General features: G+C 63.5%; 27 protein-coding genes and 1 tRNA gene. 13 read left to right on the top strand and 15 right to left on the bottom strand.

Annotated features, from left to right (window positions below):
• Nucleotides 1-44: 44 nt before the first annotated feature.
• Entirely contained in the window at nt 45-860 is an 816-nt protein-coding gene (locus tag IT549_RS11350) for a hypothetical protein (protein WP_292973224.1), read from the bottom strand.
• A 43-nt stretch (nt 861-903) separates the two neighbouring features.
• Nucleotides 904-2,685, bottom strand: a complete 1,782-nt coding sequence (gene aspS, locus IT549_RS11345) for an aspartate--tRNA ligase (RefSeq protein WP_292973222.1) — start codon at nt 2,683-2,685, stop codon at nt 904-906.
• Nucleotides 2,686-2,801: 116 nt separating this feature from the next.
• Here aspS and rnd point away from each other — a divergent pair, with 116 nt between their 5' ends.
• Genes rnd through IT549_RS11330 form a run of 3 tightly spaced genes read left to right on the top strand, consistent with a single transcriptional unit; the run spans nt 2,802 to nt 5,336 of the window.
• Nucleotides 2,802-3,995 carry a ribonuclease D gene (rnd, locus tag IT549_RS11340; RefSeq protein ID WP_292973221.1) on the top strand — a complete coding sequence of 398 codons (1,194 nt, stop codon included), beginning with the start codon at nt 2,802-2,804 and terminating at the stop codon, nt 3,993-3,995.
• A complete protein-coding gene (locus IT549_RS11335) occupies nt 3,992-4,888 on the top strand; it encodes a hydrogen peroxide-inducible genes activator (RefSeq protein WP_292973219.1) in 897 nt (298 codons plus the stop codon). The genes rnd and IT549_RS11335 overlap by 4 nt, the downstream gene beginning before the upstream one ends.
• A 13-nt stretch (nt 4,889-4,901) precedes the next feature.
• Nucleotides 4,902-5,336, top strand: coding sequence for a nuclear transport factor 2 family protein (locus IT549_RS11330; RefSeq protein ID WP_292973217.1), 435 nt, complete (start codon nt 4,902-4,904; stop codon nt 5,334-5,336).
• 7 nt (nt 5,337-5,343) lie between these two features.
• On the opposite strand, the gene pgsA is transcribed toward IT549_RS11330, so the two are convergent.
• Complete coding sequence (gene pgsA / locus IT549_RS11325; RefSeq protein ID WP_292973215.1) at nt 5,344-5,937, bottom strand: CDP-diacylglycerol--glycerol-3-phosphate 3-phosphatidyltransferase; 594 nt, start codon at nt 5,935-5,937, stop codon at nt 5,344-5,346.
• Nucleotides 5,938-6,048: 111 nt separating this feature from the next.
• Between pgsA and IT549_RS11320 the strand changes: the two genes are divergently transcribed.
• Nucleotides 6,049-7,353, top strand: a complete 1,305-nt coding sequence (locus IT549_RS11320) for an MFS transporter (protein ID WP_292973213.1) — start codon at nt 6,049-6,051, stop codon at nt 7,351-7,353.
• On the opposite strand, the gene IT549_RS11315 is transcribed toward IT549_RS11320, so the two are convergent.
• Complete coding sequence (locus IT549_RS11315) at nt 7,350-7,541, bottom strand: hypothetical protein (protein ID WP_292973212.1); 192 nt, start codon at nt 7,539-7,541, stop codon at nt 7,350-7,352. The two genes, IT549_RS11320 and IT549_RS11315, sit on opposite strands and share 4 nt — an antisense overlap.
• Before the next feature lie 132 nt (nt 7,542-7,673).
• Entirely contained in the window at nt 7,674-8,099 is a 426-nt protein-coding gene (locus IT549_RS11310; protein ID WP_292973210.1) for an EVE domain-containing protein, read from the bottom strand.
• Between the two features lie 61 nt (nt 8,100-8,160).
• Here IT549_RS11310 and IT549_RS11305 point away from each other — a divergent pair, with 61 nt between their 5' ends.
• The 8 genes from IT549_RS11305 to IT549_RS11270 all read left to right on the top strand — a co-directional run bounded on the left by IT549_RS11305 (nt 8,161) and on the right by IT549_RS11270 (nt 16,390).
• Entirely contained in the window at nt 8,161-9,105 is a 945-nt protein-coding gene (locus tag IT549_RS11305; RefSeq protein ID WP_292973208.1) for a 2-oxoglutarate and iron-dependent oxygenase domain-containing protein, read from the top strand.
• Between the two features lie 119 nt (nt 9,106-9,224).
• Nucleotides 9,225-10,847, top strand: a complete 1,623-nt coding sequence (locus IT549_RS11300) for an EAL domain-containing protein (RefSeq protein ID WP_292973206.1) — start codon at nt 9,225-9,227, stop codon at nt 10,845-10,847.
• A 39-nt stretch (nt 10,848-10,886) separates the two neighbouring features.
• Nucleotides 10,887-11,699, top strand: a complete 813-nt coding sequence (dapF, locus tag IT549_RS11295) for a diaminopimelate epimerase (RefSeq protein WP_292973204.1) — start codon at nt 10,887-10,889, stop codon at nt 11,697-11,699.
• A complete protein-coding gene (locus tag IT549_RS11290) occupies nt 11,689-12,861 on the top strand; it encodes a MiaB/RimO family radical SAM methylthiotransferase (RefSeq protein ID WP_292973246.1) in 1,173 nt (390 codons plus the stop codon). Before dapF ends, IT549_RS11290 begins: the two co-directional genes overlap by 11 nt.
• Entirely contained in the window at nt 12,858-13,781 is a 924-nt protein-coding gene (gene ftsY / locus IT549_RS11285) for a signal recognition particle-docking protein FtsY (protein ID WP_292973202.1), read from the top strand. The genes IT549_RS11290 and ftsY overlap by 4 nt, the downstream gene beginning before the upstream one ends.
• Nucleotides 13,781-14,449: an inner membrane-spanning protein YciB gene (locus IT549_RS11280; RefSeq protein WP_292973200.1), complete on the top strand. Its 669-nt coding sequence runs from the start codon at nt 13,781-13,783 to the stop codon at nt 14,447-14,449. Before ftsY ends, IT549_RS11280 begins: the two co-directional genes overlap by 1 nt.
• A 112-nt stretch (nt 14,450-14,561) precedes the next feature.
• Nucleotides 14,562-15,149, top strand: a complete 588-nt coding sequence (locus tag IT549_RS11275) for a urate hydroxylase PuuD (RefSeq protein ID WP_292973198.1) — start codon at nt 14,562-14,564, stop codon at nt 15,147-15,149.
• 89 nt (nt 15,150-15,238) lie between these two features.
• Nucleotides 15,239-16,390, top strand: a complete 1,152-nt coding sequence (locus IT549_RS11270; protein ID WP_292973196.1) for an aminotransferase class I/II-fold pyridoxal phosphate-dependent enzyme — start codon at nt 15,239-15,241, stop codon at nt 16,388-16,390.
• Here IT549_RS11270 and IT549_RS11265 read toward each other — a convergent pair.
• The 9 genes from IT549_RS11265 to IT549_RS11225 all read right to left on the bottom strand — a co-directional run bounded on the left by IT549_RS11265 (nt 16,387) and on the right by IT549_RS11225 (nt 23,507).
• The gene (locus IT549_RS11265; RefSeq protein WP_292973194.1) at nt 16,387-18,363 is read right to left on the bottom strand and encodes a potassium transporter Kup; all 1,977 of its coding nucleotides are present in this window, start codon (nt 18,361-18,363) and stop codon (nt 16,387-16,389) included. The genes IT549_RS11270 and IT549_RS11265 overlap by 4 nt on opposite strands.
• A 93-nt stretch (nt 18,364-18,456) precedes the next feature.
• Nucleotides 18,457-19,098: a tetratricopeptide repeat protein gene (locus IT549_RS11260; RefSeq protein WP_292973192.1), complete on the bottom strand. Its 642-nt coding sequence runs from the start codon at nt 19,096-19,098 to the stop codon at nt 18,457-18,459.
• Nucleotides 19,098-19,502, bottom strand: a complete 405-nt coding sequence (locus IT549_RS11255; RefSeq protein ID WP_292973190.1) for a cytochrome c-type biogenesis protein — start codon at nt 19,500-19,502, stop codon at nt 19,098-19,100. The genes IT549_RS11260 and IT549_RS11255 overlap by 1 nt, the downstream gene beginning before the upstream one ends.
• Nucleotides 19,499-20,053: a DsbE family thiol:disulfide interchange protein gene (locus IT549_RS11250; RefSeq protein ID WP_292973188.1), complete on the bottom strand. Its 555-nt coding sequence runs from the start codon at nt 20,051-20,053 to the stop codon at nt 19,499-19,501. Before IT549_RS11250 ends, IT549_RS11255 begins: the two co-directional genes overlap by 4 nt.
• A complete protein-coding gene (locus IT549_RS11245; RefSeq protein ID WP_292973186.1) occupies nt 20,050-21,993 on the bottom strand; it encodes a heme lyase CcmF/NrfE family subunit in 1,944 nt (647 codons plus the stop codon). Before IT549_RS11245 ends, IT549_RS11250 begins: the two co-directional genes overlap by 4 nt.
• Complete coding sequence (ccmE, locus tag IT549_RS11240) at nt 21,990-22,448, bottom strand: cytochrome c maturation protein CcmE (protein WP_292973184.1); 459 nt, start codon at nt 22,446-22,448, stop codon at nt 21,990-21,992. The genes IT549_RS11245 and ccmE overlap by 4 nt, the downstream gene beginning before the upstream one ends.
• The gene (locus IT549_RS11235; protein ID WP_292973182.1) at nt 22,445-22,585 is read right to left on the bottom strand and encodes a hypothetical protein; all 141 of its coding nucleotides are present in this window, start codon (nt 22,583-22,585) and stop codon (nt 22,445-22,447) included. The genes ccmE and IT549_RS11235 overlap by 4 nt, the downstream gene beginning before the upstream one ends.
• The gene (gene ccmC, locus IT549_RS11230; protein ID WP_292973180.1) at nt 22,578-23,309 is read right to left on the bottom strand and encodes a heme ABC transporter permease CcmC; all 732 of its coding nucleotides are present in this window, start codon (nt 23,307-23,309) and stop codon (nt 22,578-22,580) included. Before ccmC ends, IT549_RS11235 begins: the two co-directional genes overlap by 8 nt.
• Before the next feature lie 121 nt (nt 23,310-23,430).
• A tRNA-His gene (locus IT549_RS11225) sits at nt 23,431-23,507 on the bottom strand.
• Between the two features lie 171 nt (nt 23,508-23,678).
• Here IT549_RS11225 and IT549_RS11220 point away from each other — a divergent pair.
• Nucleotides 23,679-24,008 carry a PilZ domain-containing protein gene (locus tag IT549_RS11220; RefSeq protein WP_292973178.1) on the top strand — a complete coding sequence of 110 codons (330 nt, stop codon included), beginning with the start codon at nt 23,679-23,681 and terminating at the stop codon, nt 24,006-24,008.
• A gap of 72 nt (nt 24,009-24,080) precedes the next feature.
• Here IT549_RS11220 and rpmE read toward each other — a convergent pair whose 3' ends face one another.
• Nucleotides 24,081-24,308: a 50S ribosomal protein L31 gene (gene rpmE, locus IT549_RS11215; protein ID WP_292973176.1), complete on the bottom strand. Its 228-nt coding sequence runs from the start codon at nt 24,306-24,308 to the stop codon at nt 24,081-24,083.
• Nucleotides 24,309-24,314: the final 6 nt, after the last annotated feature.

Raw genomic sequence — 24,314 nt, 5'->3', positions numbered from 1 at the left:
TGTTGGCAAGGCACCACGCGAATTCCATACACACCTGCCAAGCGTCAGGTGACGATGATGTTTTGCACCTCGTACGAAACCGACAGAATGTCATTCGCAGTCATCATTTGACCAGTTGCCTTGGCGTGGATGGTAAAGTGGGGCCCATAGTCGCCAAATTCGACGCAAGTTTCACCTTTCGCCCTTGGCTGGCAGTAGGAAAACGCCACGAGCCGGTCGAGGCCAAGCTGGGTTGTCCCTTCTCTATTGCAGCCAGCCGTGTCGGTCAGTGACGTGCAATTGGCGAATGTGTTGCCTGGCCGTTTGCCCCATTCCTGCAATGCCAGCATCGCAAAACCAGCATACATGGCATCAGCAGGCGAATTGGCCTGAAACCATTCCGACAAATCACCGGGCCTGTACGGCTGGTCGACAGGGCGGCAGTGCTGGTCGGTGGGGCGCCTGTGTTGCCTGCCCTGGTCAACCGCGATCGCATCCTCAAGCCGGGGCACCGCGACAAAGCGATAAGCCCGCACACTGGAAATCCCCACTGGCCTGAAAGCAGAATCGCTGGTGACCTTGTTGGGATCATTTGGACGGTATTGCAGCATGATCATGTCATGCTGGCACAACGCTTCATAATCGGTCGCGATGGCTTTGGTGAACGTGTGAACTCCGCCCAGGAATGCCCTGGTTCCTTCTGGATAGCGCTGCATCGGCTGCAATATCGAGAGAAGATCGCGTTGGTACTGGCGGTTTGCCTGGCTTGGCGAGAGTTCAACCAACTGCTTCATGCTGACTGCCCGATCCGCCGCCGCGCCAATCAGCACGCCAGCCACCAGGGCAAACACAACCGCCTGAAACGCCTTGGGTTTGATCATGGCAGACCTCCTGCCGCGATCAAACCACAAGCGTCCGGGCAAGTCACCCCTTGGGCGGTTCGACCACCCGGATCGACAGTTCGCGCAGCTGCCGCGGTTCGGCCGGTGATGGCGCGCCCATCAGCAGGTCTTCGGCACGCTGGTTCATCGGGAACAGCGTGATTTCGCGCAGGTTCTGCACCCCGCACAGCAGCATGACCATGCGATCGACCCCGGCCGCCATCCCGCCGTGCGGCGGTGCGCCATACTGGAACGCGCGGTACATGCCGCCAAAGCGTTCCTCGACATCGGCCTTCGACAGGCCGACCAGTTCGAACGCCTTGACCATCAGGTCGGGGTGCTGGTTGCGGATCGAGCCCGAAGCCAGTTCGTACCCGTTGCAGACCATGTCGTACTGATAGGCCTTGATCGTCAGCGGGTCCTGCGTTTCCAGCGCTTCCAGCCCGCCCTGCGGCATCGAGAACGGGTTGTGCGCGAAGTCCACCTTCTTCTCTTCCTCGCTCCATTCGTAGAACGGGAAATCGATGATCCAGCAGAACCGGAAAGCGTCCTGTTCGGTCAGGGTCAGCTGATCGCCCACCCGCACGCGGGCTGCACCGGCCAGCTTGGCCGCCTGTTCTTCCTTGCCAGCAGCAAAGAAGGCGCCGTCATCGGGACCAAGGCCGAGGCTGTCCCACAGCGCGGCCATCTTGTCTTCACCGTGGTTCTTGGCGATCGGGCCGCCAAACACACCATCCTTGCGGGTGGCATAGCCAAGCCCGGCATGGCCTTCGCTGCGGGCCCATTCGTTCATGTCGTCAAAGAACTTGCGCGATAGACCGGCGGTGTTCGGCGCCGGGATCAGCCGCACCGTGCCGCCATCGCCAACGATCCGTTCGAACAGGCCAAAGCCCGAGCTGCGGAATTCTTCCGTCACATCGCGGATGATCAGCGGGTTGCGCAGATCCGGCTTGTCGGTGCCGTAATCGAGCATCGCCTTGGCATAGGGAATGCGCGGAAACTCGCCCGCCGGGGTCACCTTGCGGCCTTCAGCGAAGGTTTCAAAAATCCCGGCCATCACCGGTTCCATCGTTTCCCAGACTTCTTCCTGGGTGACAAAGCTCATTTCCAGGTCAAGCTGGTAGAATTCGCCCGGCAGCCGGTCGGCACGCGGGTCTTCGTCTCGGAAGCACGGGGCGATCTGGAAATAACGATCGAACCCGGCAACCATCAGCAGCTGCTTGTACTGCTGCGGCGCCTGCGGCAGCGCAAAGAACTTGCCCGCATGGATACGGCTGGGCACCAGGAAGTCACGCGCGCCTTCCGGGCTGGAGGCGGTCAGGATCGGGGTCGAGAATTCGGTAAAACCGATGTCTTCCATCCGCTTGCGCGTTTCGCGGATGATTGCGGTGCGCGTCATGATGTTGGCGTGCAGCGTTTCGCGGCGCAGATCGAGGAAGCGATAGCGCAGGCGAACGTCTTCGGGATATTCCTGCTCGCCCGCCACCGGCAGCGGCAGTTCCTCGGCACGGCTCAGCACTGTGGCCTGCCGGGCATAAACCTCAATCTCACCGGTCGGCAGCGCCGGATTGACAGTCGATGCGCTGCGGGCCTTCACCTCGCCTTCGATGGTCACCACCGATTCTACCCGCAGACCTTCCAGGATCGGCAGCGCCGGGCTATCCACATCGGCGACGATCTGGGTCAGGCCATAGTGATCGCGCAGATCGACGAACAGCACGCCGCCATGGTCGCGCTTGCGGTGGACCCAGCCCGAAAGCCGGATGGTGCTGCCAACATCGCTGGCGCGCAACGCGCCGCAGGTGTGCGAACGATAAATATGCATCGAAACTCTTTCCAATCGGCCCACTTTGTTGCAGGGGCGAAAGCGCGGGCTAACAGGCGAATCCCGCGCATTTGTCAAGCCGAGGCCCCTGCCGGGGCCACCTATAGAAAAGAACGATGAAAATACACCCTCTGATTACCACGTCCGAAGCACTTGCGGACCTTTGCTCGCGCCTCGCCAAGGCAGACTTCGTGTGCGTTGACACCGAATTCATGCGCGAGAACACCTATTGGCCCGAACTGTGCCTGATCCAGATCGCAGACACCAACGAGGCGGCCGCAATCGATCCGCTGGCCAGGGACATTGACCTGTCCCCGCTGCTCGACCTGCTGGTCGATAACGAGGATGTGCTGAAGATCTTCCATGCCGGCGGGCAGGATGTCGAAATCGTCTTCAACCTGACCGGCAAGACCCCGCATCCGATCTTCGACACGCAGATCGCGATGATGGCGATCAGCCAGAGCGAGCAAATCGGCTATTCGAATCTGGTCGAATCGTGGCTGGGGCTGCAGATCGACAAGGGCGCGCGCTTTACCGACTGGTCGCGCCGCCCGCTGACCGAGCGGCAGATCGACTACGCAATCGGCGACGTTACCTATCTGGCCAAGATTTTTCCCAAGATCCTGCAACGCCTGATCAAGACCGGGCGAGGTGCCTGGCTGGACATCGAAATGGAAAAGCTGGCCGATCCGGCCGGTTATCGCAACGATCCGACCCTGGCCTGGCAGCGGATCAAGGCCGCCGGGCGCAACCCGTCGATGCTTGGCCGGCTCAAGGCACTGGCCCACTGGCGCGAGATCGAGGCGCAGGACAAGAACCTGCCGCGCGGGCGGATTGCGCGCGATGAAACGCTGGCCGACCTGGCCAGCCACCCGCCCAAGCAGCAGGCCGACCTGGCCAAGGTCCGCGGGCTATCCGCCGGGTGGAAGGACAACGAGATCGGCAAGCGGCTGATGGCCGCGCTGGACGGTGCCACCCCGCTGAGTGACGCCGAACTGCCCGCGCGGACCCCGCGCGGCGCCCCGCTGGGCAAGGAAGGCGCGCTGGTGGCCGACCTGCTCAAGCTGCTGCTCAAGATCCGCAGCCGCGAGATCGATGTGGCCGCCCGCCTGCTGGCGCGCAGCGAAGACCTTGAACTGCTCGCCGCCGGGATCCGCGAACTGCCGCTGCTGCAGGGCTGGCGCTATGACGTGTTCGGGCATGACGCGCTTGATCTGGTCGAAGGCAAGCTGGCCTTCGCGGTGGTGAACGGCAAGCTCAAGATGACGCACGTCGATGATGCCGTGCCCGCGCCCGAGGCGGCCGAATGACCACCTATCTGCCCACGCTCAAGCAGCTCCAGTACCTGGTGGCATTGCACGAGCATGGGCATTTCGGCCGCGCGGCGGATGCCTGTTTCGTCTCGCAATCGACGCTGAGCGCGGGGCTGCGCGATCTGGAAACGCTGCTGGGGGTAATTCTGGTTGAGCGGACCAAGCGCGCGGTTCGGTTCACTCCGCTGGGCAATGCGGTGGTGGCCAAGGCCCACCGCCTGCTGCGCGAGGCCGAAGAACTTTCGGACATGGTGCAAAGCGCCGGCCAGCCGCTGTCGGGCGAAGTGCGAATGAGCGTGATCCCCACGATCGCGCCGTTCCTGCTGCCACGGATGCTGCCGCGCCTGCGCCGCGAGCGCCCGCAGCTGAAGCTTTATCTGCGCGAAGAGACCAGCCAGGCCGCAATCGAAAGCCTGCACCACGGCCGCAGCGACTGTGTGCTGCTGGCCCTGCCCTTCCCCACCGGCGAAGTCGAAAGCGAAGTGATCGAGCTCGACGCGCTGTGGGTCGCCTTCCCCAAGGACGATCCGCGCGACCCGCCCGAGGAGATCGCCCCCGAACTGATCGACGAGCATCGGCTGCTGCTGCTGGAAGACGGGCATTGCCTCAAGGAACATGCCCTCGCCGCCTGCAACCGGCCCGAACTGCGCGCCAGCGCGACGATGATCGGCACTTCGCTGCACACGCTGGTGCAGATGGTGGACAACGGCCTGGGGCTGACCATGCTGCCCGAAATGGCGCTCGACGCGGGCATCCTCAACGGCACCGACGTGGTCGCGCGTCCGCTCAAGAGCGACACCGCCAACCGCGAGATTGCGCTGGTCTGGCGCAAGAACAGCCCCCGCGCCGAGGAATTCCGGCTGCTCGCCGAAGAACTGCGGGCGGGATGATGGAGACCAGCCGATGACCGACCTTGCCCAGCGCCGCATCCAGTGCGTGCTCGATCACATGGCTCTGGAAATCCCGCATGATTGGGACGCGGTTATCGCCACCTTCGACGGGCATCCGCGCTATGAACTGTATGGCACCGGCACGGTGTTCGATGGTGAGGAAGCGGTGCGACACTATTTCCACCAGTCGCGCATTCCCTTTCCCGACCAGGCCAACGAGGTGATCGCGATCGCCCATGCCGACGATACCGTGCTGGTTGAATTCTGGCTGACCGGCACGCATCTGGGCCCGCTGAAAATGGGCGACACGGTGATCGAACCCAGCGGCAAGGCCTTTCGCATGCGCATGGCCGCCAGCTTCGAATTCGCGCCGGGCAAGGACAGGATCCTGTGCGAACGGCCCTATTTTGATCAGACGCTGATCGCCAAGCAGCTTGGGCTGGCCTGAGCCAACCTCAGTCCATGTGCTTGAGCCCGACCCGCAGGTACTCCCAGCCGGTGATCACCGTCAGCACCGCGGCGCCCCACAGCGTGGTAAGACCCACCGTGTGCGGCACGTTCATCACCAGCCCGCCCAGCGTCATGTTCCAGCCCGGCAGCGCCTTGCCCAGGATCAGCGCCCCCAGGCAGACCAGCTGGAAGGTGGTCTTCCACTTGGCCAGCCGGCTGACCGGGACCGAAACCTGCAATCCCCCCAGAAATTCGCGCAGGCCCGAAACCGCAATCTCGCGCGCCAGGATCACCAGCCCGGCGATCACATGCATGTCACCCACATAGGGTCCGCGCAGCACGCCCTGGGCGGCCAGCACCAGGATCACCGTGGCGACCATGATCTTGTCGGCGATCGGATCGAGGAACTGGCCCAGCTTGCTGACCGCGCCGCTGGAGCGGGCCAGGTAACCGTCAAAATAGTCAGTAATGCCCATCAGCGTGTAGAGCACAAAGGCCATCAGATAGCCCGCCCGCCATTCCGGCCACCACAGCAGGAACGCCAATAACGGCAAGGTAACGATCCGCGACAGCGTGAGGATGTTAGGCAAGGTCATCATCGCGCAACGAATAGCCGCGTTGCCCGTCCTGAAAAAGCGAAACTTAGGACTTGTCCGCACCCGGCCATTCGCTAGGGTCCGCCGCGACACGGGGAACCGCAAAGCCACTTCATGACCACCCAGACCCACCTGATCCACAGCCGGCGCTTCCTGCCGCTGTTCGCGACGCAGCTGCTCAACGCCTTCAACGACAACCTGTTCAAGAACGCGATGGTGCTGTTCGTTGTTTACGAGGTTTACAAGAGCGAGCAGGCCGAAGGCCAGTTCAGCGCCATCGCCTCGGCGGTGTTCATCCTGCCCTTCTTTCTGCTTTCGGCGATCGCCGGGCAACTGGCTGACATGCGCGACAAGGCGCGGATCATCCGGATCGTCAAGGCGGCCGAAATCGGGATCATGACAGTCGGCGCGGCCGGGCTGGTGATGGCCTGGCAGGGCTATATGGTTGCTACCTTGGCGATCCCGCTGATGCTGGCCGCGCTGCTGGGCATGGGGATCCATTCCACCTTCTTCGGCCCGATCAAGTACGCGATCCTGCCACAGCATCTGCACAAGGATGAGGTTCTGGCCGGCACCGGGCTGGTTGAGGCCGGAACCTATATCGCGATCCTTGCGGGGACGATCCTGGCCGGTTGGATTCCGGTCGAATGGGCCGCTGCGGGCGTGGTTGTAACGGCGGTGATCGGTTACTTCACCAGCCGCCACGTTCCCGACGCCCCGCCGCATCATGAGCCTGAGCCGCTTGACTATCATTTCGTCCGCGCTTCGATCACGCTGGTCCGTAACACCAGTCACGATCGCCGGGTGTTCCTGGCGATCATGGCAATCAGCTTCTTCTGGACGATCGGCACCGTCCTGTTCGTCCAGTTCCCGCCGCTGGCCAAAAACGTGCTGACCGCTAGCAAGGAAGTGGCGAGCCTGTTCCTGGTGATCTTTTCGATCGGCGTCGCGCTGGGTTCGATTTCGGTCAACGCGCTGCTGAAAGGCACCGTTTCGGCACGCTACTCGCCCGGATCGGTGGTGGTCATGGGGCTGTTCGTGGTGGTCTTTTACCTGGTCTGCCAGAACTGGCCGCAGCATCCCAATGGCCTGCATGACGTGCGCGGGTTCATGGCCGAACCAATGGCCTTGCCGCTGATGGCCTGCCTGCTGGGCATCGCGGTGGCCGGCGGGATGTTCGTGGTGCCGCTCTATGCCTTCCTCACCACCTTCGTGGACAAATCACAGACCTCGCGCACGATTGCGGCGAACAATATCGTCAATTCGTTTGCGATGGTGATCGGATCGCTGCTCGCCACGGGGCTGTCATTCGCCGGAGTGCCGATCGTGCAGCAGTTGCTGCTCAGCGCAGCGATGTGCCTGGTTTCAGCCTGGATCGCACGGCAGCTGGTGGCCGCCGAACAGGCCGCGAAGGCTTAGGCAATATAAAGGCTGACCGCGATGAAGCAGGCGCAATAGGCCGCCAGGAAATCGCGCAGGTCCTTCGCCCAGCCAGGCTGTGAACGCGCGATCGCCACCGGCTGTTCGCCCAAGCGAACATGCGGCGGAAGGCTGGCCAGGAACGGATGCCGGGCCTTTTCATCGGTGAGTACAAGCGACCTTCTCATGCCGCATGGGTTAAGAACTTCTCAACCATCGCACCAGCCGGAAAATCGCGGTTAACGGTGACTTTCCCGTTCCGGGACAGTAACCATCCCGGCTCTGAATTTCCACAATTGCGCCCGGCGGGTACCCGGGGTTTAGGCGGGTTGGTCAGCCAGCTTGAGGATATGATCCCATTCGTCGGGTTTCACGGTCGAGACCGAGAGCCGGAACTTGGTCAGCAGGTCCATATCCGCAAGCGCCGGATCGGCCTTGATTTCCTTCAGAGTTACAGTCCGGGGCAGCTTGCGCACCGGCTTGACCTTGACCGAGGTCCAGCGCCCGGTGTCGTCGGTCGGGTCCTGGAAGCCTTCCATAGTTACTTCGGCAATTCCAACGATCTCCACCCCGATGTTGGAGTGATAGAAGAACACCATATCGCCCTTCTTCATGGCACGGAGGTGCAGCCGCGCGGTGTAGTTGCGCACGCCGTCCCAGGTCCCCTCGCCTTCGGCAACCAGATCGTCCCAGCTATAGACGTCAGGCTCGGATTTCATCAGCCAATAGGATTTGATTTTGGTCATGCCAGAACTCGCCAAAGCAGGTATGGGGCGCCATTGCATCAGATTTCCGGAAGCGTCCACCATGTCACTCACTTCAATCCCCGTGCTTTCGCTCAACCTGCCCAAGGCGGAATTCGCCCAGGCAATTGGCGACAGCTTTCGCACCTTTGGTTTCGCGATGGTCAAGGACTTCCCGATCGACCGCGCGTTGATCGACCGGGCGATGGCCATGTCGAAAGACTTCTTCGCCCTGCCCGATGCGGAAAAGCGCCGCTACCATGATGCGGCAATGGCCGGCGCGCGCGGCTACACCCCGTTTGGGACCGAAATCGCCAAGGATGCCAAGGCGCACGATCTGAAGGAATTTTGGCACATTGGCCGCGACCTGCCCGAAGGCAGCCCGCTGGCCGACGCTTCGATGCCGCCCAATGTCTGGCCCGACCGGCCCGAGGGCTTTCGCGAGCTGTTTACCGAACTGTACCGCCAGTACGACGCCACCGGGGCCAAGATCCTCTCGGCGATCGCGCTCTACCTGGGGCTGGACGAACACTGGTTCGACAAGGCGATCGAGGACGGCAATTCGGTGATGCGGCTGCTGCACTATCCGCCGATCGAACACCTTGAAGGCGAAGCGATCCGCGCTGGCGCGCATGGTGACATCAACCTGATCACGCTGCTGCTGGGGGCCGAGGAAGCCGGGCTCGAACTGCTGTTCCAGGGCAAGGAATGGATGAACGCCTCTCCGCCGGAAGGCGCGATGGTGATCAACTGCGGCGACATGCTGGAACGGCTGACCAACCACTACCTGCCCTCGACCATTCACCGCGTGCGCAATCCCAGCCCGGAACGCGCGCGCTACAGCCGGTTCTCGATGCCGTTTTTCCTGCACCTGCGCAGTGATTTTCCGATCAAGACGCTGGAACAGTGCATCACCGCCGAAAACCCGGATCGCTATCCCGAACCGATCACCGCCGACCAGTTCCTGCAGCAGCGCCTGATCGAGATCGGCCTCAAGAAAAAGAGCTGATTTCGAGCGGTTCGATGCTCAACAGCGATTAACGCTATCTTCAAGGAATCCTGCGAATCTTGCCCCCCTGTCGACGGGGGACATTCAGGGTGGCTTGGACGCCAGGAATTCTGGAAAGATTGCGAAGCGGCAAGGACCGTCTGGACAACACGCGCCGCGACCTGGTGACGCTTGGCGTGGCGCTTGCGGCAATCGTACTGTTTGTCGGCACTGGCGGATCGGTGTTGCCCAAGGTCTTGCGGGCCATAGCTGGTCAGGGCGTTGGCCCGGACCGGCTGCTGGTCAACGCGCTGCTGCTCAATATCGCCCTGATCATTTTCGGCTGGCGCCGCTATCGCGAGCTGACCGGTGAAGTGGCCGAACGGCGCAAGGCCGAAGAACAGGCCCGCATCCTGGCCGAACTCGATCCGCTCACCGCCTGCCTCAACCGCCGCTCGATCGGCCCCGAGGCCGAGGCCCTGATCGCCAACGCCACAGAACGCGGCGAGGCGGTGGCCTTCGTCATGCTCGACCTCGACAAGTTCAAGCACGTCAATGACGCGAATGGTCATGCCGCCGGCGATGCCATGCTCAAGGAAAGCGCGCAGCGCATCCGTGGGATCCTTGACGGCACGGGCCTGCTTGCCCGGCTGGGCGGCGATGAGTTTGCGGTGGTCACTCCATTCCCGGCCAATCAGCCCGAGCAGGTCGAGCGGCTGGTCCAAAGCCTGATCTCGGCGATTTCAAAGCCGGTCGATTTCGATGGCATCGATCTGGAAACCACGGTTTCGGTTGGGATCAGCACCAGCGCGCCGGACAGCCCCGGACAGGCGCAAGCGATGCTCCACAAGGCTGACATCGCCATGTACCATGCCAAGCGCAACGGCCGAAACCGCTTCGCCTGGTTCGAAGACAGCATGGAAAGCGAAGTGCGCTTCCGCTCTGAACTGGAAGCCGGAATTCGCCGCGGCGTCGCCGCGGGTGAATTTGTTCCCTATTACGAAAAGCAGATCGATCTTGATACTGGCGCGATTGCCGGGTTCGAGATGCTGGCGCGCTGGGAATCGCCGAACCTGGGCGTGGTCAGTCCTGAACTGTTCATCCCGATCGCCGAAGAAATCGGCCTGATCGGTGAACTGTCGGAATCGCTGATCCGCCAGGCCTTGCGCGATGCCCGCAGCTGGAATCCCAAGCTGACGCTGTCGGTCAATATCTCGCCGGTCCAACTGCGCGATCCGTGGTTCGCGCAGAAGCTGCTCAAGATCCTGGTCGAGGCCAATTTCCCGCCCAGCCGGCTTGAAATCGAAGTTACCGAAAGCTGCCTGCACGAAAACCTTGGCCTGGTTCACTCGCTGATCACCAGCCTCAAGAACCAGGGCGTCACGGTCAGCCTGGACGATTTCGGCACCGGGTACAGTTCGCTGGCCCAATTGCGCAGCCTGCCCTTTGACCGGATCAAGATCGACCGCAGCTTTGTGACCAATATCCTGGAGGACAAGGACAGCGCGACGATCATCCAGTCGATCATTGCGCTGGGCGAAGGGCTTGGCCTGCCGATTACGGCCGAAGGGATCGAGAACGAAGCCGTGCTGGCCGAACTGCGCAGCTTCGGCAAGTTCAAGGGCCAGGGCTATCTGTACGGAATGCCAATGCCGGCTGAATGCACCCAGGCCGAACTGGCGCAACTGGACCTGCTGCTGGATCAGCCGAACGAGGACGCTTCGGCCGTAGGCGAAGCCGCGCGCCAAACCGCCGCCGGCTAGAGACTGGACGTCAGCCCCGGCAAGGCATAGAGCGCGCCCATGCGCGTCCCGTTCATCAAGATGCACGGCCTGGGTAACGACTTTGTCGTGCTCGACGCGCGTACCGACGCGATTCCGCCGATTTCCAACGCGCTGGCTGCCGCCCTGGCGGACCGGAACACCGGGATCGGCTGCGATCAGCTGATCCTGCTGGAACCCTCAAGCACTGCGGACCTGCGCATGCGGATTTTCAACCACGATGGTGGTGAGGTTCAGGCCTGCGGCAATGCTACCCGCGCGGTCGGCAAGCTGCTGGGCAAGAGCGGCACGGTCGAGACCCTGGGCGGACTGCTGCAGGTTGATCCGGCCAGCAGCGGCATTGCCGTGGATATGGGCGAACCACGGTTCGAATGGGATCAGATTCCGCTGGCCTATCCGATGGACACCCATCACATGCCAGTCGCCTGGGACATGCTCGACAACCCGACCGCAGTGAATGTCGGCAACCCGCACGTGATCTTCTTCGTTGCGGACAATCAGGCGATCGAACTCGACCGGCTGGGCCCGGAAATCGAACATGACGCGCTGTTTCCCGAACGGATCAACGTCAATGTCGCCACCGTCCAGAACCGCCAGCGGATCGCGCTGCGGGTGTGGGAACGCGGCGCTGGTGAAACCCGCGCCTGCGGCACCGGGGCTTGTGCCACTGCGATCGGCGCAATGCGGCGCGGACTGGTTGACCGGGCGGTGACCATCGCGCTGGCCGGCGGGGACCTGCTGATCGAATGGACCGAAGCCGGCCGCATCCGCATGACTGGCCCCGCCACCGAAAGCTTCCGGGGCACGTTCGAAAGTGCTGACTTTGGCGGCTGAGGTCATTTCGCTGGGCTGCCGGATGAACCTGTCCGAAAGCGAGGAACTGCGCGCGCTGCTGGCGCGTGAGCAGGACCTGGTGGTGGTCAACAGCTGCGCGGTCACTGCTGAAGCAGTGCGCCAGACCCGTCAGGCGATCCGCCGCGCGCGCAAGGCCCGGCCTGATGCGCGGCTATTGGTCACCGGCTGTGCCGCCGAGGTCGAACGCGCCGCGCTTGCCGCCATGCCCGAGGTCGATGGCCTGATTGCCAACCACGCCAAGCTCGATCCGCGCGCCTGGAACGTCGCGCCGCAGCGCACACCCGATACCGCCACCCATACCCGCGCGTTTATCGCGGTGCAGAACGGCTGCGATCATGCCTGCACCTTCTGCGTCATCCCGCAGGGGCGCGGGGGCAGCCGCTCGTTGCCGGTCGCGGCGGTCCTGCGCGAAGTTGAGCGGCACCTGGATCGCGGCACCAGCGAGGTCGTGCTGACCGGGGTGGACCTGACCAGCTGGGGGCAAGATCTGCCCGGCGAACCGCGGCTCGGCGCGCTGGTTGCGGCGCTGCTGGCCGCATTTCCCGCCCTGCCCCGGCTGCGGCTTTCTTCGGTCGATGGGATTGAAATTGATCCTGCGCTGTTCGCGCTGCTGGCCAGCGAGGAGCGGTTGATGCCGCACCTGCACCTGTCGCTGCAACACGGCAACGATCTGATCCTCAAGCGGATGAAGCGGCGGCACCTGCGGCGCGATGCGCTGGCGCTGGTGGCAGCACTCAAGGCGCGACGGGCGGACCTGGCCGTGGGAGCCGACCTGATTGCCGGGTTCCCGACCGAGAGCGCGGCTGCGCATGCCGACAACCTTTCGATCATCGCAGAGCTTGGCGTGGTTCACGGCCACGTGTTCCCCTACTCCGCCCGCGCCGGTACCCCGGCAGCGCGAATGCCGCAGCTTGCCCCCGCCGCAGTCAAGACCCGCGCCGCCGAACTGCGCGCGGCGGTAGCGGTCCAGCGCGCCGCCTGGCTCGCCACGCTGGTGGGCAAGCCGCTCGCGGTGCTTGCAGAGCGCGACGGAACCGGCCATGCGCCGAACTTCGCAAGGGTGGCCTTGCCACCCGGAACCAGGCCCGGAGAAATCGTGATCCATACCCCCACCCGCCTTGTCGAAGGCTTGCTGGCATGAGCGGCGATAGCTGGAGCGACCGCATCTTCGGCGGCTTTCGCAAGACTTCCGAGCGGCTGAGCGAAAACCTTTCGGGCATCGTCAGCAAGACCCGGCTCGACGAAGGCCAGCTCGACGAGATCGAGGATGCGCTGATCCTCTCGGACCTGGGCCCGCGCGCGGCCGCCCGGATCCGCGACAAGCTGGCCAATGAACGCTTCGAGCGCGGTGCCGATGAGGCTGCGATCAAGGCCGCCGTGGCCGAGGAAATCGCAGCGATCCTGCGCCCGGTCGCCAAGCCGATTGACGTCGTCGCCTTCCCGCGCCCACAGGTGATCCTGGTGATCGGGGTCAACGGTTCGGGCAAGACCACCACTATTGCCAAGCTGGCACACTATTTCCAGGAACTGGACTATGGCGTGATGCTGGCCGCGGGGGACACCTTCCGTGCCGCCGCAATCGGTCAGCTGGCGGTCTGGGCCGAACGTGTCGGCGTGCCGATCGTGACCGGACCCGAAGGCGGCGATCCATCGGCGGTGGTGTTCGACGCGGTCAAGGAGGCGACCGCCAAGGGCATCGACGCGCTGATCGTCGATACCGCCGGCCGGCTGCAGAACAAGCGCGAGCTGATGGACGAACTGGCCAAGATCCGCCGCGTGCTGGGCCGGCTCAATCCCGAGGCCCCGCACGACGTGGTGCTGGTGCTTGATGCCACCAACGGCCAGAACGCGCTGCAACAGATCGAGATTTTCAAGGAGGTCGCTGGCGTGACCGGCCTGATCATGACCAAGCTGGACGGCACCGCGCGCGGCGGCGTGCTGGTGGCCGCAGCCGAACAGTATGGCCTGCCGATCCACGCGATCGGCGTGGGCGAAAAGCTGGACGACCTGCGTCCGTTCGACCCAGACTTGGTCGCACGCGTCATCGCGGGAGTGGCATGATGGCTGAACCGGCCAAGAGCGAATCAAAGCCCAAGTCGGGCTGGCTCAACCTGGTGGTCGATTACGGCCCGATCCTGGTGTTCTTCCTGGTCTATCGGCACTTCTCGCCCTCGGATCACAGCAACCCGATCGGCGAAATGCTGGCGGTGGTGAAAAGCACCGGGGCCTTCATGGTGGCAGCGGTTACCGCGCTGGTCGTCTCGCGCTGGCGACTTGGGCGGATATCGCCGATGCTGTGGCTTTCAACCCTGCTGATCGTCGGCTTTGGCGGGCTGACAATCCTGCTGCGCGATCCGTTCTATATCCAGATCAAGCCGACGGCGATCTACATCATGTTCGGCGCGGTACTGGTGGTTGGCGCCAGGCGCGGTCAAGCCTACCTCAAATACCTGCTCGAAGCCGCCTTTGAGGGGCTGGACGAACAGGGCTGGCTCAAGCTGTCGCGCAACTGGGGGATTTTCTTCTTCTTCCTCGCCGCACTGAACGAGGTGCTGCGCCAGTTCTACAACGTCGAAAACGGCAATTTCGGCACCTGGATCGCGCTCAAACTGTGGCTGTTCATGCCGCTGTCGTTCCTGTTCACCTTCACCCAGCTGCCGATGCTGCTGCGCCACGGCCTGCTGCGCGAGGCTGAGGAAGAGGTGATCACCGATCCTCCGCATGAATGAAAATCCGTCGCAACAAGCGTGACAAGTGGCGCGAATGGCGCAATAGTGCGCCCGCGCGCCGGACTGGCGGCGCTGACAGATAATTCATCTCCAAAACATCAAGGGGGAAGCAATGGCCAAGTTTTTCGGAAATCTGCACCTGGTGCTGCTGGCGGGCCTCGTGCTCGCGCTGGCGGTGATGTTCCACTATGCCGGCGCCTCGGAAGGCGCGCTGCCGGTCAACGCCAGTTCGGTGCTGCGCTGGCTGCACATCTTCTTCGGCATCGTCTGGATCGGGCTGCTCTATTACCTGAACTTCGTCCAGGTACCGACCATGCCGGCGATCCCGGCCGAGCTGAAGGGCGGCGTCACTGGCTACATCGCCCCCAAGGTGCTGTTCTTCTTCCGCTATGGTGCGCTGCTGACCGTGCTGACCGGCCTGCTGATCGCTTTCCTGGCCGGCTATGGTCACCGCGCGCTCACCTTTGGCGGAGCAACCGCAGCTGAGAACATGATCGGCCTGGGCATGTGGCTGGCGCTGATCATGGCCTTCAACGTGTGGTTCATCATCTGGCCCGCGCAGAAGAAGATCCTGGGCCTGGTCGAGGCCAGCGCCGATGAAAAGGCCGCCGCCGCACCGCGTGCGCTGATCGCCAGCCGTACCAACGTGCTGCTTTCGCTGCCGATGCTCTATTGCATGGTTGGCGCGAACCTGGGCTAAACCAACCAACAGTCCACCGAGAGGCGCGGCGCTCCATCCCCGGGGCGCCGCGCTTTTCTTTTGCGGCCGCTGCGGCTAACCAGCCGGCCATGACCGCCCAGATCGATCCCTTCCACGCCATTTCGATTTCCGCCCTCGCCCGGCAACTGCAGGAGCAGGGCCGCGACGTGATCCACATGGAATTCGGCCAGCCCAGCACCGGCGCACCCAGTGCCGCGATTGCCGAGGCGCACCGCGTGCTCGATGCGGATCCGATGGGTTACTGGGAAAGCCAGCCTCTGAAGGCGCGGATCTGCCGCCACTATGCCGAAAAGTACGGTGTCGAAGTCTCTCCGGCGCAGATCATCCTCACCGCCGGGGCATCACCCGCGCTGGTCATGGCGCTGAGCATGAGCTTCGCCCCGGGTGACCGCGTGGCCATGGCCCGTCCCGGCTATGTTGCCTATCGCAACAACATCAAGGCGCTGCACATGGTGCCGGTCGAGATCGAATGCGCCGAAGCCGAGCGTTACCAGCTCAGCGCAGCCGCGCTGGCCGCGCTCGAACCCGCGCCCAAGGGCGTGATCCTGGCCAGCCCCGCCAATCCCACCGGCACCGTGATCCCGCGTGAGGAACTGGCCGCGATAGCCCAGGTTTGCCGGGATCGCGGCATCACCATCATCTCGGACGAGATCTACCACGGCATCGCCTATGACATGCCCACGCCCTCGATCCTTGAGGTTGAGCCGCAGGCGCTGGTGGTCAACAGCTTCTCCAAATATTTCTCGATGGCCGGCTGGCGGCTGGGCTGGCTGCTGGTTCCCAAAAGCGGGATCGACGCGGCACGGGCACGGATGGGTAACCTGTTCCTGACCCCGCCCAGTCTGGCCCAGCACGCCGGGCTGGTAGCCATGGACTGCACCGAGGAACTGGAAGCCAACGTCGCCACCTATGCCCGCAACCGGCAGTTGCTGCTGGGCGCCCTGCCCGATCTGGGACTGGCGCGGATCGCTCCGCCCGATGGCGCGTTCTATGTCTATGCCGACGTATCGGACTACACCGATGACAGCATGGAGTTCTGCAAGCAGTTGCTGGAAGCGACGGGCGTCGCCACGGCACCGGGGATCGATTTCGATCCGGTTCACGGCAACCGCTTCGTACGCTTCAGCTTTGCGGTTTCCACTCCGCTGGTCGAGGAGGCGATCCGCCGGATGATCCCCTGGTTCGCCGAACGCAACCGCGGCAAGCGGAGCCAGGATTAGATCTCTACCTGACTGCCCAGCTCAACGACCCGGTTGGTCGGCAGACGGAAGAATTCCATCGCGCTGGCGGCGTTGCGCAGCATCCAGGCGAACAGCTTTTCCCGCCAGATCGCCATGCCCGGCTTGGCCGAGGCGAGCAACGTCTGGCGCGAAAGGAAGAAGCTGGTCTTCATCATCTCGAACGGGCCGCCGCACATGTCCTGCCGCTTGAGCGCGGCGGGGACGTCAGTCTCTTCAAGAAAGCCATAGCGCAGGTTCATGCGATAGAACCCCTGCCCCAGGTCCTTGATCGAGCAACGCTTGGTATCGTCAACATAGGGCATATCCTGGATCGCCACGGTCAGGATCACCACCCGTTCGTGCAGCACCTTGTTGTGCTTGATGTTGTGCAGCAGCGCCGAAGGTACACCCGAATTGGTGCTGGCCATGAAAATCGCGGTGCCCGGCACCCGGGTCGCGCTGGAATGTGCGCTCTTGGCGAAGACTTCCATCGGGATCGTGCTTTCGGCCATCGACTGTCGCATCAGGGCACGGCCGCGCGACCAAGTGGTCAGCATGGTGAAAATCCCCAGACCAATCGCCAGCGGCACCCACCCGCCCTGCGGCACCTTGATCAGGTTTGCGCCCAGGTAGGTCAGGTCAACCAGGAAGAACAGCGCGACCAGCGGAATGGCCTTCCAGGCGGGCCACTTCCACAGGCTGAACAGCACGACGGTCAGCAGGATCGTGTCGATCGTCACCGCGCCGGTCACTGCGATGCCATAAGCCGCCGCCAGGTTGGTTGACGAACGGAAGAACAGCACCAGCAGGATGACAGCGATCATCAGCGCCCAGTTGACCACCGGGATATAGATCTGCCCTGCCGCCGCAGCGCTGGTGTGCTTGATGCTGACGCGCGGGACAAAACCCAGCTGGACCGCCATCTGGGTCAGCGAGAAGGCCCCCGAAATAACCGCCTGGCTGGCGATGATCGTGGCCAGCACGGCCAGGATCACCACGGGAATGCGGATCATGTCCGGCACCATCAGGAAGAACGGATCCTTGATCAGTTCCACCGCCTGTTCGGGCGGGACGCTCATCACCATGGCCCCTTGGCCCATATAGTTGAGCAGCAGGCAGGGCAGCACGAAGCTGAGCCAGCTGATCCCAATCGGCTTGCGCCCAAAGTGGCCCATATCGGCATAAAGCGCTTCTGCACCGGTTACCGCCAGTACCACGCTGCCCATCGCCACAAAGGCGCGGAAACCGTCGGTCAGGAAGAAGTTGACCGCATTGACCGGGTTCAGCATCTGGAAGATTACGCTGGGCATCTTGACGATATGCAGCATGCCCAGTCCGGCCAGGGTCAGGAAATAGACGATCATGATCGGGCCAAACAGCTTGCCAACCTTTTCGGTACCGCGCGACTGGATCGCAAACAGTCCGACCAGGATCATCAACGCAATCGGTACGATGAAATCGTCGAACACCGGGCTGACGTAGGTCAGGCCTTCGGTGGCCGAAAGCACCGACATGGCCGGAGTAATCATCGAATCGCCATAGAACAGCGCAGTCGCGAACACCCCCAGCAGAACGATCGGTGCAGTCCAGCTGGCGCCTTCGGTCTTGCGGTTGATCAGCGCCAGCAGTGCCAGACTGCCGCCTTCACCCTTGTTGTCAGCCTTCATGATGGTGAGCACATATTTGAACGTCACCACGATCATCATCGACCAGAACACCAGGCTGAGGACGCCGAAGATATGGACCGGATCGACCTGAATCCCGGGCGCGCCGTGGTGCGAGGCAAAGGTTTCGCGGAACGCATAGAGCGGACTGGTGCCGATATCGCCGAACACCACGCCGATCGCCCCAACCGAAAGCGCGATTAATCCACCACTGTTGTGGTGGCCGTGGTTACCTTCGATATGCTGGTCTTCGGCAATGGCCGCGGCGTCGTTGTGTGCGCCGGCGCCGGAAGCAATGGCTTCGTTCATGCGACTCAGTACCCCTGCGAACCTGATGAACAGGCGGGAAATCAGCCGCCGCGCCTAGCACCAAGCGCAGGGGTGGTCCAGCGCAGCCTGTGGTTATTGCCCGGTTTGAGACTGCTTGGCGATAAACTGGTCAAGCTCGGCCAGCCGCGCCTCAAGTTCTTTGCGCCACGGGGCGTTCTCAGGGCTTTTGGCCAGCAGATCGGCCCACATCGCCCGGCCTTCATCCAGCTTGCCATTCTGGGCCAGCGCCAGCCCCATGAAGAACGGCGGGCCCGGATGCTGAGGATCTGCCTGGAGGGCGCGGGTAAAGGCATATTGTGCCGCCGGCGTCAGATTGCCCTCGGCATGGGCGACCAGAAAGTTCGCTACCGACAGCCAGGCATCGACGCTCTTGGGGTCTTGTTCGGCGGCGCCCAGCGCCAGCACCGCAGCATCGCCAAAACTACCGTTGCGGGCCAGCGCCTCGGCAGTGACCAGCAGGCGGTTGCCGGAAATCGGCCCGCCTTGTGACAGTTCCTGCCGGGCCTTGATCAATGCCTGACCCGATGTTGAAACCTCTTGCGCACTGGCCTTGGGGGCGCCCGGCTGCGCGGGACGAGCCTGGATCGCAAAGCCGGCCAGACCGAAGATCAGTGCCGCGACGATCGCCTCCCAGCCTTTGCGCGGGGCCTTGAAGACCAGCACAAGCACCGCAAAGGCGATTGCGGCCAGTCCAATTGCAAGCCACCAGCCCATCATGCGCCTCCCTTGGCGAAGCGCCGCCGCAGCAGCACAAAGGCCAGACCAATCAATGCAAGCGGCGCGGCAAACAGCGGCCAGGTCAGGCTGTTGACGCGCGGTGCAAAGCTTACATAGTCGCCATACCGATCGACCAGCCAGGACCGGATCGCTTCGGGATCCTCACCGTTCTTGATTCGGATCCGCACCTGACTGCGCAGATCACCGGCGATCTGGGCGTCGGAATCGGCGATCGACTGGCCCTGACACTGCAGGCAGCGGATTGTTTCCATCAGCGCCTTGGCCTTGGCCTCCTGCGCCGGGTTCTCCAGCTGGACATAGGCATAAGGCGCGGCCGGCATCGAATCGTCGGCCAGAGCCGGGGCGGCGACCAATGCCAGGATCAGCAGGGCGCGCTTCATTGGCCGGCCTCCCGCACCTTGGTCACGATCGTGGCAACCTGATCGGCGCGGATATCGCCGATGTGCTGGTAACGGATGATCCCCTTGCCATCGATCACGAAGCTTTCCGGCACCCCTGACGAGCCGATTTCGAATTGGATCGCACTGGCATCGTCGGCCCCGATCCGGCTGTAGGGATTGCCGTTGCGGGTCAGGAACCGCTTGAGATCATCGGGCTTGTCGCGGATCGCAACGCCGACCACTTCAACCCCGCTGGCGCGCAATTGCGCCAGTTGCGGGGCCTCGGCGGCGCAGGGAACGCACCAGCTGGCAAAGATATTGAGCAGCTTGGGTTTGCCGTCGGCCATGTCGGCAAAGCTTAGCCCCGGCAGGCCCTCTGCGGCCGGGCGCAGCGCGAACTGCGGCAGCGGCTTGCCGATCATGGCGCTTTTGATGTCGCGGTCGGCCGGGCGCAGCAAGCCATAGAGCAACAGCACCACAAAGGCCCCAAACAGCACCAAAGGCAGCCACAAGTGCCACCGCGCAGTAGCCTGGGGGGTAGCAGCGGTCATCGGCCCTGCCTCGTGCGGCGATAGGCGATCTTGTCGATTGCGACCAAGCGGCGCAGGTCGCTCGCCACGCGGCCCAGCAGCGCCAGAAACCCGCCCAGTGCCACCAGCATGCCGCCCAGCCAGATCAGCGTAACGAAGGGTTTCCACCACAGCCGCAACTGCCAGCGCCCATCCTCGGCCTGTTCGCCCAGCACGGTGTAGAGCTGCCCGTTCCAGCGGGTCGCCAGGGCGCTTTCCGTGGTCGGCTGCGGCGGCGACCAGAAGGCGCGCGCCTGCGGTTTGAGCTCGATCGGCTCTCCCCCGGCATAGCTGGCATGCAGCGTTGCTTCGAGCGCGGTCCAGTTGGGTCCGGGTACCGGCTCGACCCGATCGAACGTGATCGACCAGGGCCCCAGTTCCACCTTGTCGCCCACATTGGCCGCGACCAGCTTTTCGCTGGTAAAGGCACTGTCGCTAGCCATGCCCGCCAGCGCCAGGGCAACGCCGAAGTGCGCCATCACCATCCCCCAGGTCGGCAGCTTGAGCGTGCGCAGGTTACGGCCCCACAGCGGGATCAGCGTTGCAACCACCAGGGCCGCCGCCAGGCCCAGCCCCAGCAAGGGCAGCAGGTGGATCGGCTGCAGCGCGAACAGGCCCAGTGCAACAACGCCCAGCGCCAGCGGGGCCAACAGCAGTTTGCCGATCCGCCCCATGCTGTCGCGCCGCCAGCGCAGCAGCGGGCCGATCGCCAGCACCACCAACATCGGCAGCACGAAGATTGCCGTGGCCGGGTTGAAATAGGGCGGACCGACCGAAACCTGTGCTCCCATGGTTTCGGCCACGAGCGGATAGAGCGTGCCGATCAGCACGATCCCCAGCGCACCAGTGAGCATGACATTGTTGAACACCAGCGCGCCTTCGCGGCTGGTCAGGGCAAAGCGTTCACCTTCGGTCACGGTCGCAGCGCGCAGGGCAAAGATCGTCAGCGCCGCGCCGATATTGATCGCCAGCAGCGCCAGGATGAACTGTCCGCGGGTGGGATCGACCGCAAAGGCATGGACCGATATCAGGATTCCCGAACGGACCAGAAAAGTGCCGACCATCGACATCGAAAAGGCCACCACGCCCAGCATCACCGTCCAGGCACGAAGCGCATTGCGCGCGGCCAGTACCGAGACCGAATGGAGCAAGGCGGTGGCCGCCAGCCAGGGCATCAGGCTGGCATTTTCAACCGGATCCCAGAACCACCAGCCGCCCCAGCCCAGCTCATAGTAAGCCCAGTAAGAACCGAAGGTGATCCCCAGCGTCAGGAAGATCCAGGCCCCCAGCACCCACGGCCGCATGGCGCGGGCAAAAGTGGGTGAAACCGCGCGGGTCAGCAGCGCGCCGACGGCGAAACTGAACGCGATCGAGAGCCCGACATAGCCGATGTAGAGCGTGGGCGGATGGAACGCCAGGCCCGGGTCCTGCAGCAGCGGGTTAAGCCCCTGCCCTTCCACCGGCACCGGATCGAGGCGGGTAAACGGGTTCGAGGCGAACAGCAGGAAAGCATAGAAGCCCAGACTGACGAAGGCCTGCGCGGCCAGGGTCGCCAGGATCGTCGGTTCGGGCAGGCGTCGTTCGACCAGCGCGACGAAACCGCCAGCCATGGCCATGATCGTCACCCACAGCAGCATCGAGCCTTCGTGGTTCCCCCAGGCCCCGGCGAACTTGTAAAGCAGCGGCTTGGCGGAGTGCGAATTCATCGCCACCAGCAGCACCGAAAGGTCGGTCTGGCAGAACACCACCACCAGGCAGATCATCGCCACGGCCACCAGCCCGCCCTGCACCACCGCAATTGGCCTGACAGCCATGGCGAGCGGATTTTCGGGGCTGCGCAGAGCCAGGAAACCGCCCAGCAATTGCAAAGCTGCCAGCGCGGCGGCCAGCCACAGCGCAGCCAGGCCCAGGGTTGCGATCACTTGGTTTCTTCCACCGTCTGACGCGCCTGTCCGGCGGTCATGTCCTTCATTTCGCGCGGCACGTATTTCTCGTCATGCTTGGCAAGCAGGTTATCGGCCACAAAGACACCATCGGCACCGCGTTTGCCTTCGGCCACCGCGCCCGAATTCTCCTTGAACAGGTCGGGCACGATCCCCTTGAAGCGCACCGGCACCCGCGCCTTGCCATCGGTGATCACGAAACGGATCGTGACGCCATCCGTGTCGCGCTTGATCGATCCGGCTTCGACCATCCCGCCCAGACGCACCGCGCGGCCCACTTCGGGCGGGTTCGCCGCCATTTCGGCGGGCAGGTAAAAGTAGCTGGCCTGGCTGCGCAGCGCCCAGGCGGCCAGCAGTCCGGCCCCGATCAGCGCGGCCAGCGCCACCAGGACGAGGACCAGGCGTTGGTGCTTGGCCTTGATCGGCGAATTCATCGTTCACGGCTCCGTTCGCGGCGCACTTCGGCGCGGCGCATGGCAATCCAGCTTTGCGCGACCAGCGCGGCGGTTCCCGCCACGCCCAGCGCATAGGCCGCGATCACGAAGGTCCAGTGGTTGAGGCCTTCAGACATCGTCGCCCTCCATCGCCCGGCGGCGCAGCCGCGCCTCGGCCTGCTGGTCGGCCAGGATGGTGCGCATCCGCATCAGCACCACGGCCCCGAACAGCAGCGAGAAACCGACGGTCGCGGCCAGCAGCCCCCACAGGAATTCGGGCGCCATTTCGGACTTGCCCATGGTGATGCTGGGCGGCTGGTGCAGGCTGTTCCACCACAGCACCGAATAATGGATGATCGGGATGTTGACCGCCCCAACCAGCCCGAAGATCGACGGAATGCGTGAATTGGCCTGCCCATCACGGCTCGCGGCATCAGCCAGTGCCATGTAGGCGCAATAGAGGAAGAACAGCACCAGCATGCTGGTCAGCCGCCCATCCCAGACCCACCAGGTTCCCCAGGCCGGGCGGCCCCAGAGCGAACCGGTAACCAGGCACAGCAGCGCAAAGAATGCCCCCGGCAAGGCGATCGCCCGCGCACCGATCCCGGCCAGCGGGTGGCGCCAGACCAGTTCGACCAGGCTGGCAACCGCGATTGCGCTCCATCCCCCCATCCCCAGCCAGGCGGCAGGGACATGGACAAACAGGATCCGCACCGAATCGCCCTGCAGCTTCTCAGGCGGGGCGCCAAACAGCCCCCAGGCCAGCGACAGCGCGATCATCGCTATGCCGATGGCCAGCAAAGGCATGGTCAACATGCGCGCCAGGCGCAGGAAACGGGCGGGATTGGCGAAGCCGTGCATGGACGCTTTCGTGGACTCATTGAACCGCAAGCGCGGTCGCGGCCCCTCTGCCACGCCTGCCCCCGGCGGGCAAGCGCCCAGCAACAAACTTGCTGTGCGCTGTCAGTCCACAGTCAGAAAATGGGGCGATCGATGGGGTTCGAACCCACGACCTCCGGTACCACAAACCGGCGCTCTAACCAACTGAGCTACGATCGCCATGGCCCGCAAGTTGTCGCAACGGGCATTGCAGGGGCGCGCCTTTTGCACATGGCGGGGTGGAAGGGAAGCGAAAACTGTCCGCCAGGCAAACTGCGTGCGGATTGAGGAGAAAAAATTAACCCTCTGCACTTAGCCTTACGGACAACTACGTTGCTGGGGGACCGACTGGTGGTTGCAAAGGCCAAGATTGACAAGCTGGAAGCCGCATCGGCGCGGCCCAACACACGCCGTGTTTCGCGCAGGATCGCTGAAGCTGTGGCAACCATCCGCTCATCAAGCGGAGAACGTATTCGCGCCCGCGTTCGCGACGTTTCGGTGTTCGGCTGCAGCCTTGTCTGCGATGCCACCTGGCTGCGAACCGGCATGTTCGTGACTGTGCAGCTGACCAGCGATTGGTCGATCCAGGCGGTGGTGCGCTGGGCCCGCGATGGCATGGGCGGGGTCGAATTCCTGCGCCCGATCAGCGATGCCGAAGCGCGCGAGATTGCCTGCGAATAAAACTTCGGCACAAGTGGATACGAAAAGGGCGGCCCCGCAAGGCCGCCCTTTTTCTTTGCCGAGCCGGAAGGCTCAGTTCGCCTTGAGCGTAAGCCCACCGAAGCGCTTGTTGAACTGCGCCACGCGGCCACCCTGGTCAAGCTGACGGGTCCCGCCGGTCCATGCCGGGTGCGAAGTGGGATCGATTTCCAGTGCCAGCGTGTCGCCTTCCTTGCCCCAGGTGGAGCGGGTTTCGAACACGGTGCCATCGGTCATCTGCACCTTGATCATGTGATAGTCGGGATGGATATCGGCCTTCATCGGATC

Origin of the sequence: Novosphingobium sp., assembly GCF_020852455.1 — a bacterium.
Lineage (GTDB): Bacteria > Pseudomonadota > Alphaproteobacteria > Sphingomonadales > Sphingomonadaceae > Novosphingobium.
Note: the sequence above shows the minus strand (reverse complement) of the source record. Positions and strands in the feature narration are given on the sequence as shown.

Excerpts from the sequence above, each read along its gene's own strand:
- IT549_RS11350 (WP_292973224.1), bottom strand. The coding sequence starts at position 860 with ATGATCAAACCCAAGGCGTTTCAGGCGGTTGTGTTTGCCCTGGTGGCT.
- aspS (WP_292973222.1), bottom strand. The coding sequence starts at position 2,685 with ATGCATATTTATCGTTCGCACACCTGCGGCGCGTTGCGCGCCAGCGAT.
- rnd (WP_292973221.1), top strand. The coding sequence starts at position 2,802 with ATGAAAATACACCCTCTGATTACCACGTCCGAAGCACTTGCGGACCTT.
- IT549_RS11335 (WP_292973219.1), top strand. The coding sequence starts at position 3,992 with ATGACCACCTATCTGCCCACGCTCAAGCAGCTCCAGTACCTGGTGGCA.
- IT549_RS11330 (WP_292973217.1), top strand. The coding sequence starts at position 4,902 with ATGACCGACCTTGCCCAGCGCCGCATCCAGTGCGTGCTCGATCACATG.
- pgsA (WP_292973215.1), bottom strand. The coding sequence starts at position 5,937 with ATGATGACCTTGCCTAACATCCTCACGCTGTCGCGGATCGTTACCTTG.
- IT549_RS11320 (WP_292973213.1), top strand. The coding sequence starts at position 6,049 with ATGACCACCCAGACCCACCTGATCCACAGCCGGCGCTTCCTGCCGCTG.
- IT549_RS11315 (WP_292973212.1), bottom strand. The coding sequence starts at position 7,541 with ATGAGAAGGTCGCTTGTACTCACCGATGAAAAGGCCCGGCATCCGTTC.
- IT549_RS11310 (WP_292973210.1), bottom strand. The coding sequence starts at position 8,099 with ATGACCAAAATCAAATCCTATTGGCTGATGAAATCCGAGCCTGACGTC.
- IT549_RS11305 (WP_292973208.1), top strand. The coding sequence starts at position 8,161 with ATGTCACTCACTTCAATCCCCGTGCTTTCGCTCAACCTGCCCAAGGCG.
- dapF (WP_292973204.1), top strand. The coding sequence starts at position 10,887 with ATGCGCGTCCCGTTCATCAAGATGCACGGCCTGGGTAACGACTTTGTC.
- ftsY (WP_292973202.1), top strand. The coding sequence starts at position 12,858 with ATGAGCGGCGATAGCTGGAGCGACCGCATCTTCGGCGGCTTTCGCAAG.
- IT549_RS11280 (WP_292973200.1), top strand. The coding sequence starts at position 13,781 with ATGGCTGAACCGGCCAAGAGCGAATCAAAGCCCAAGTCGGGCTGGCTC.
- IT549_RS11275 (WP_292973198.1), top strand. The coding sequence starts at position 14,562 with ATGGCCAAGTTTTTCGGAAATCTGCACCTGGTGCTGCTGGCGGGCCTC.
- IT549_RS11270 (WP_292973196.1), top strand. The coding sequence starts at position 15,239 with ATGACCGCCCAGATCGATCCCTTCCACGCCATTTCGATTTCCGCCCTC.
- IT549_RS11265 (WP_292973194.1), bottom strand. The coding sequence starts at position 18,363 with ATGAACGAAGCCATTGCTTCCGGCGCCGGCGCACACAACGACGCCGCG.
- IT549_RS11260 (WP_292973192.1), bottom strand. The coding sequence starts at position 19,098 with ATGGGCTGGTGGCTTGCAATTGGACTGGCCGCAATCGCCTTTGCGGTG.
- IT549_RS11255 (WP_292973190.1), bottom strand. The coding sequence starts at position 19,502 with ATGAAGCGCGCCCTGCTGATCCTGGCATTGGTCGCCGCCCCGGCTCTG.
- IT549_RS11250 (WP_292973188.1), bottom strand. The coding sequence starts at position 20,053 with ATGACCGCTGCTACCCCCCAGGCTACTGCGCGGTGGCACTTGTGGCTG.
- ccmE (WP_292973184.1), bottom strand. The coding sequence starts at position 22,448 with ATGAATTCGCCGATCAAGGCCAAGCACCAACGCCTGGTCCTCGTCCTG.
- IT549_RS11235 (WP_292973182.1), bottom strand. The coding sequence starts at position 22,585 with ATGTCTGAAGGCCTCAACCACTGGACCTTCGTGATCGCGGCCTATGCG.
- ccmC (WP_292973180.1), bottom strand. The coding sequence starts at position 23,309 with ATGCACGGCTTCGCCAATCCCGCCCGTTTCCTGCGCCTGGCGCGCATG.
- rpmE (WP_292973176.1), bottom strand. The coding sequence starts at position 24,308 with ATGAAGGCCGATATCCATCCCGACTATCACATGATCAAGGTGCAGATG.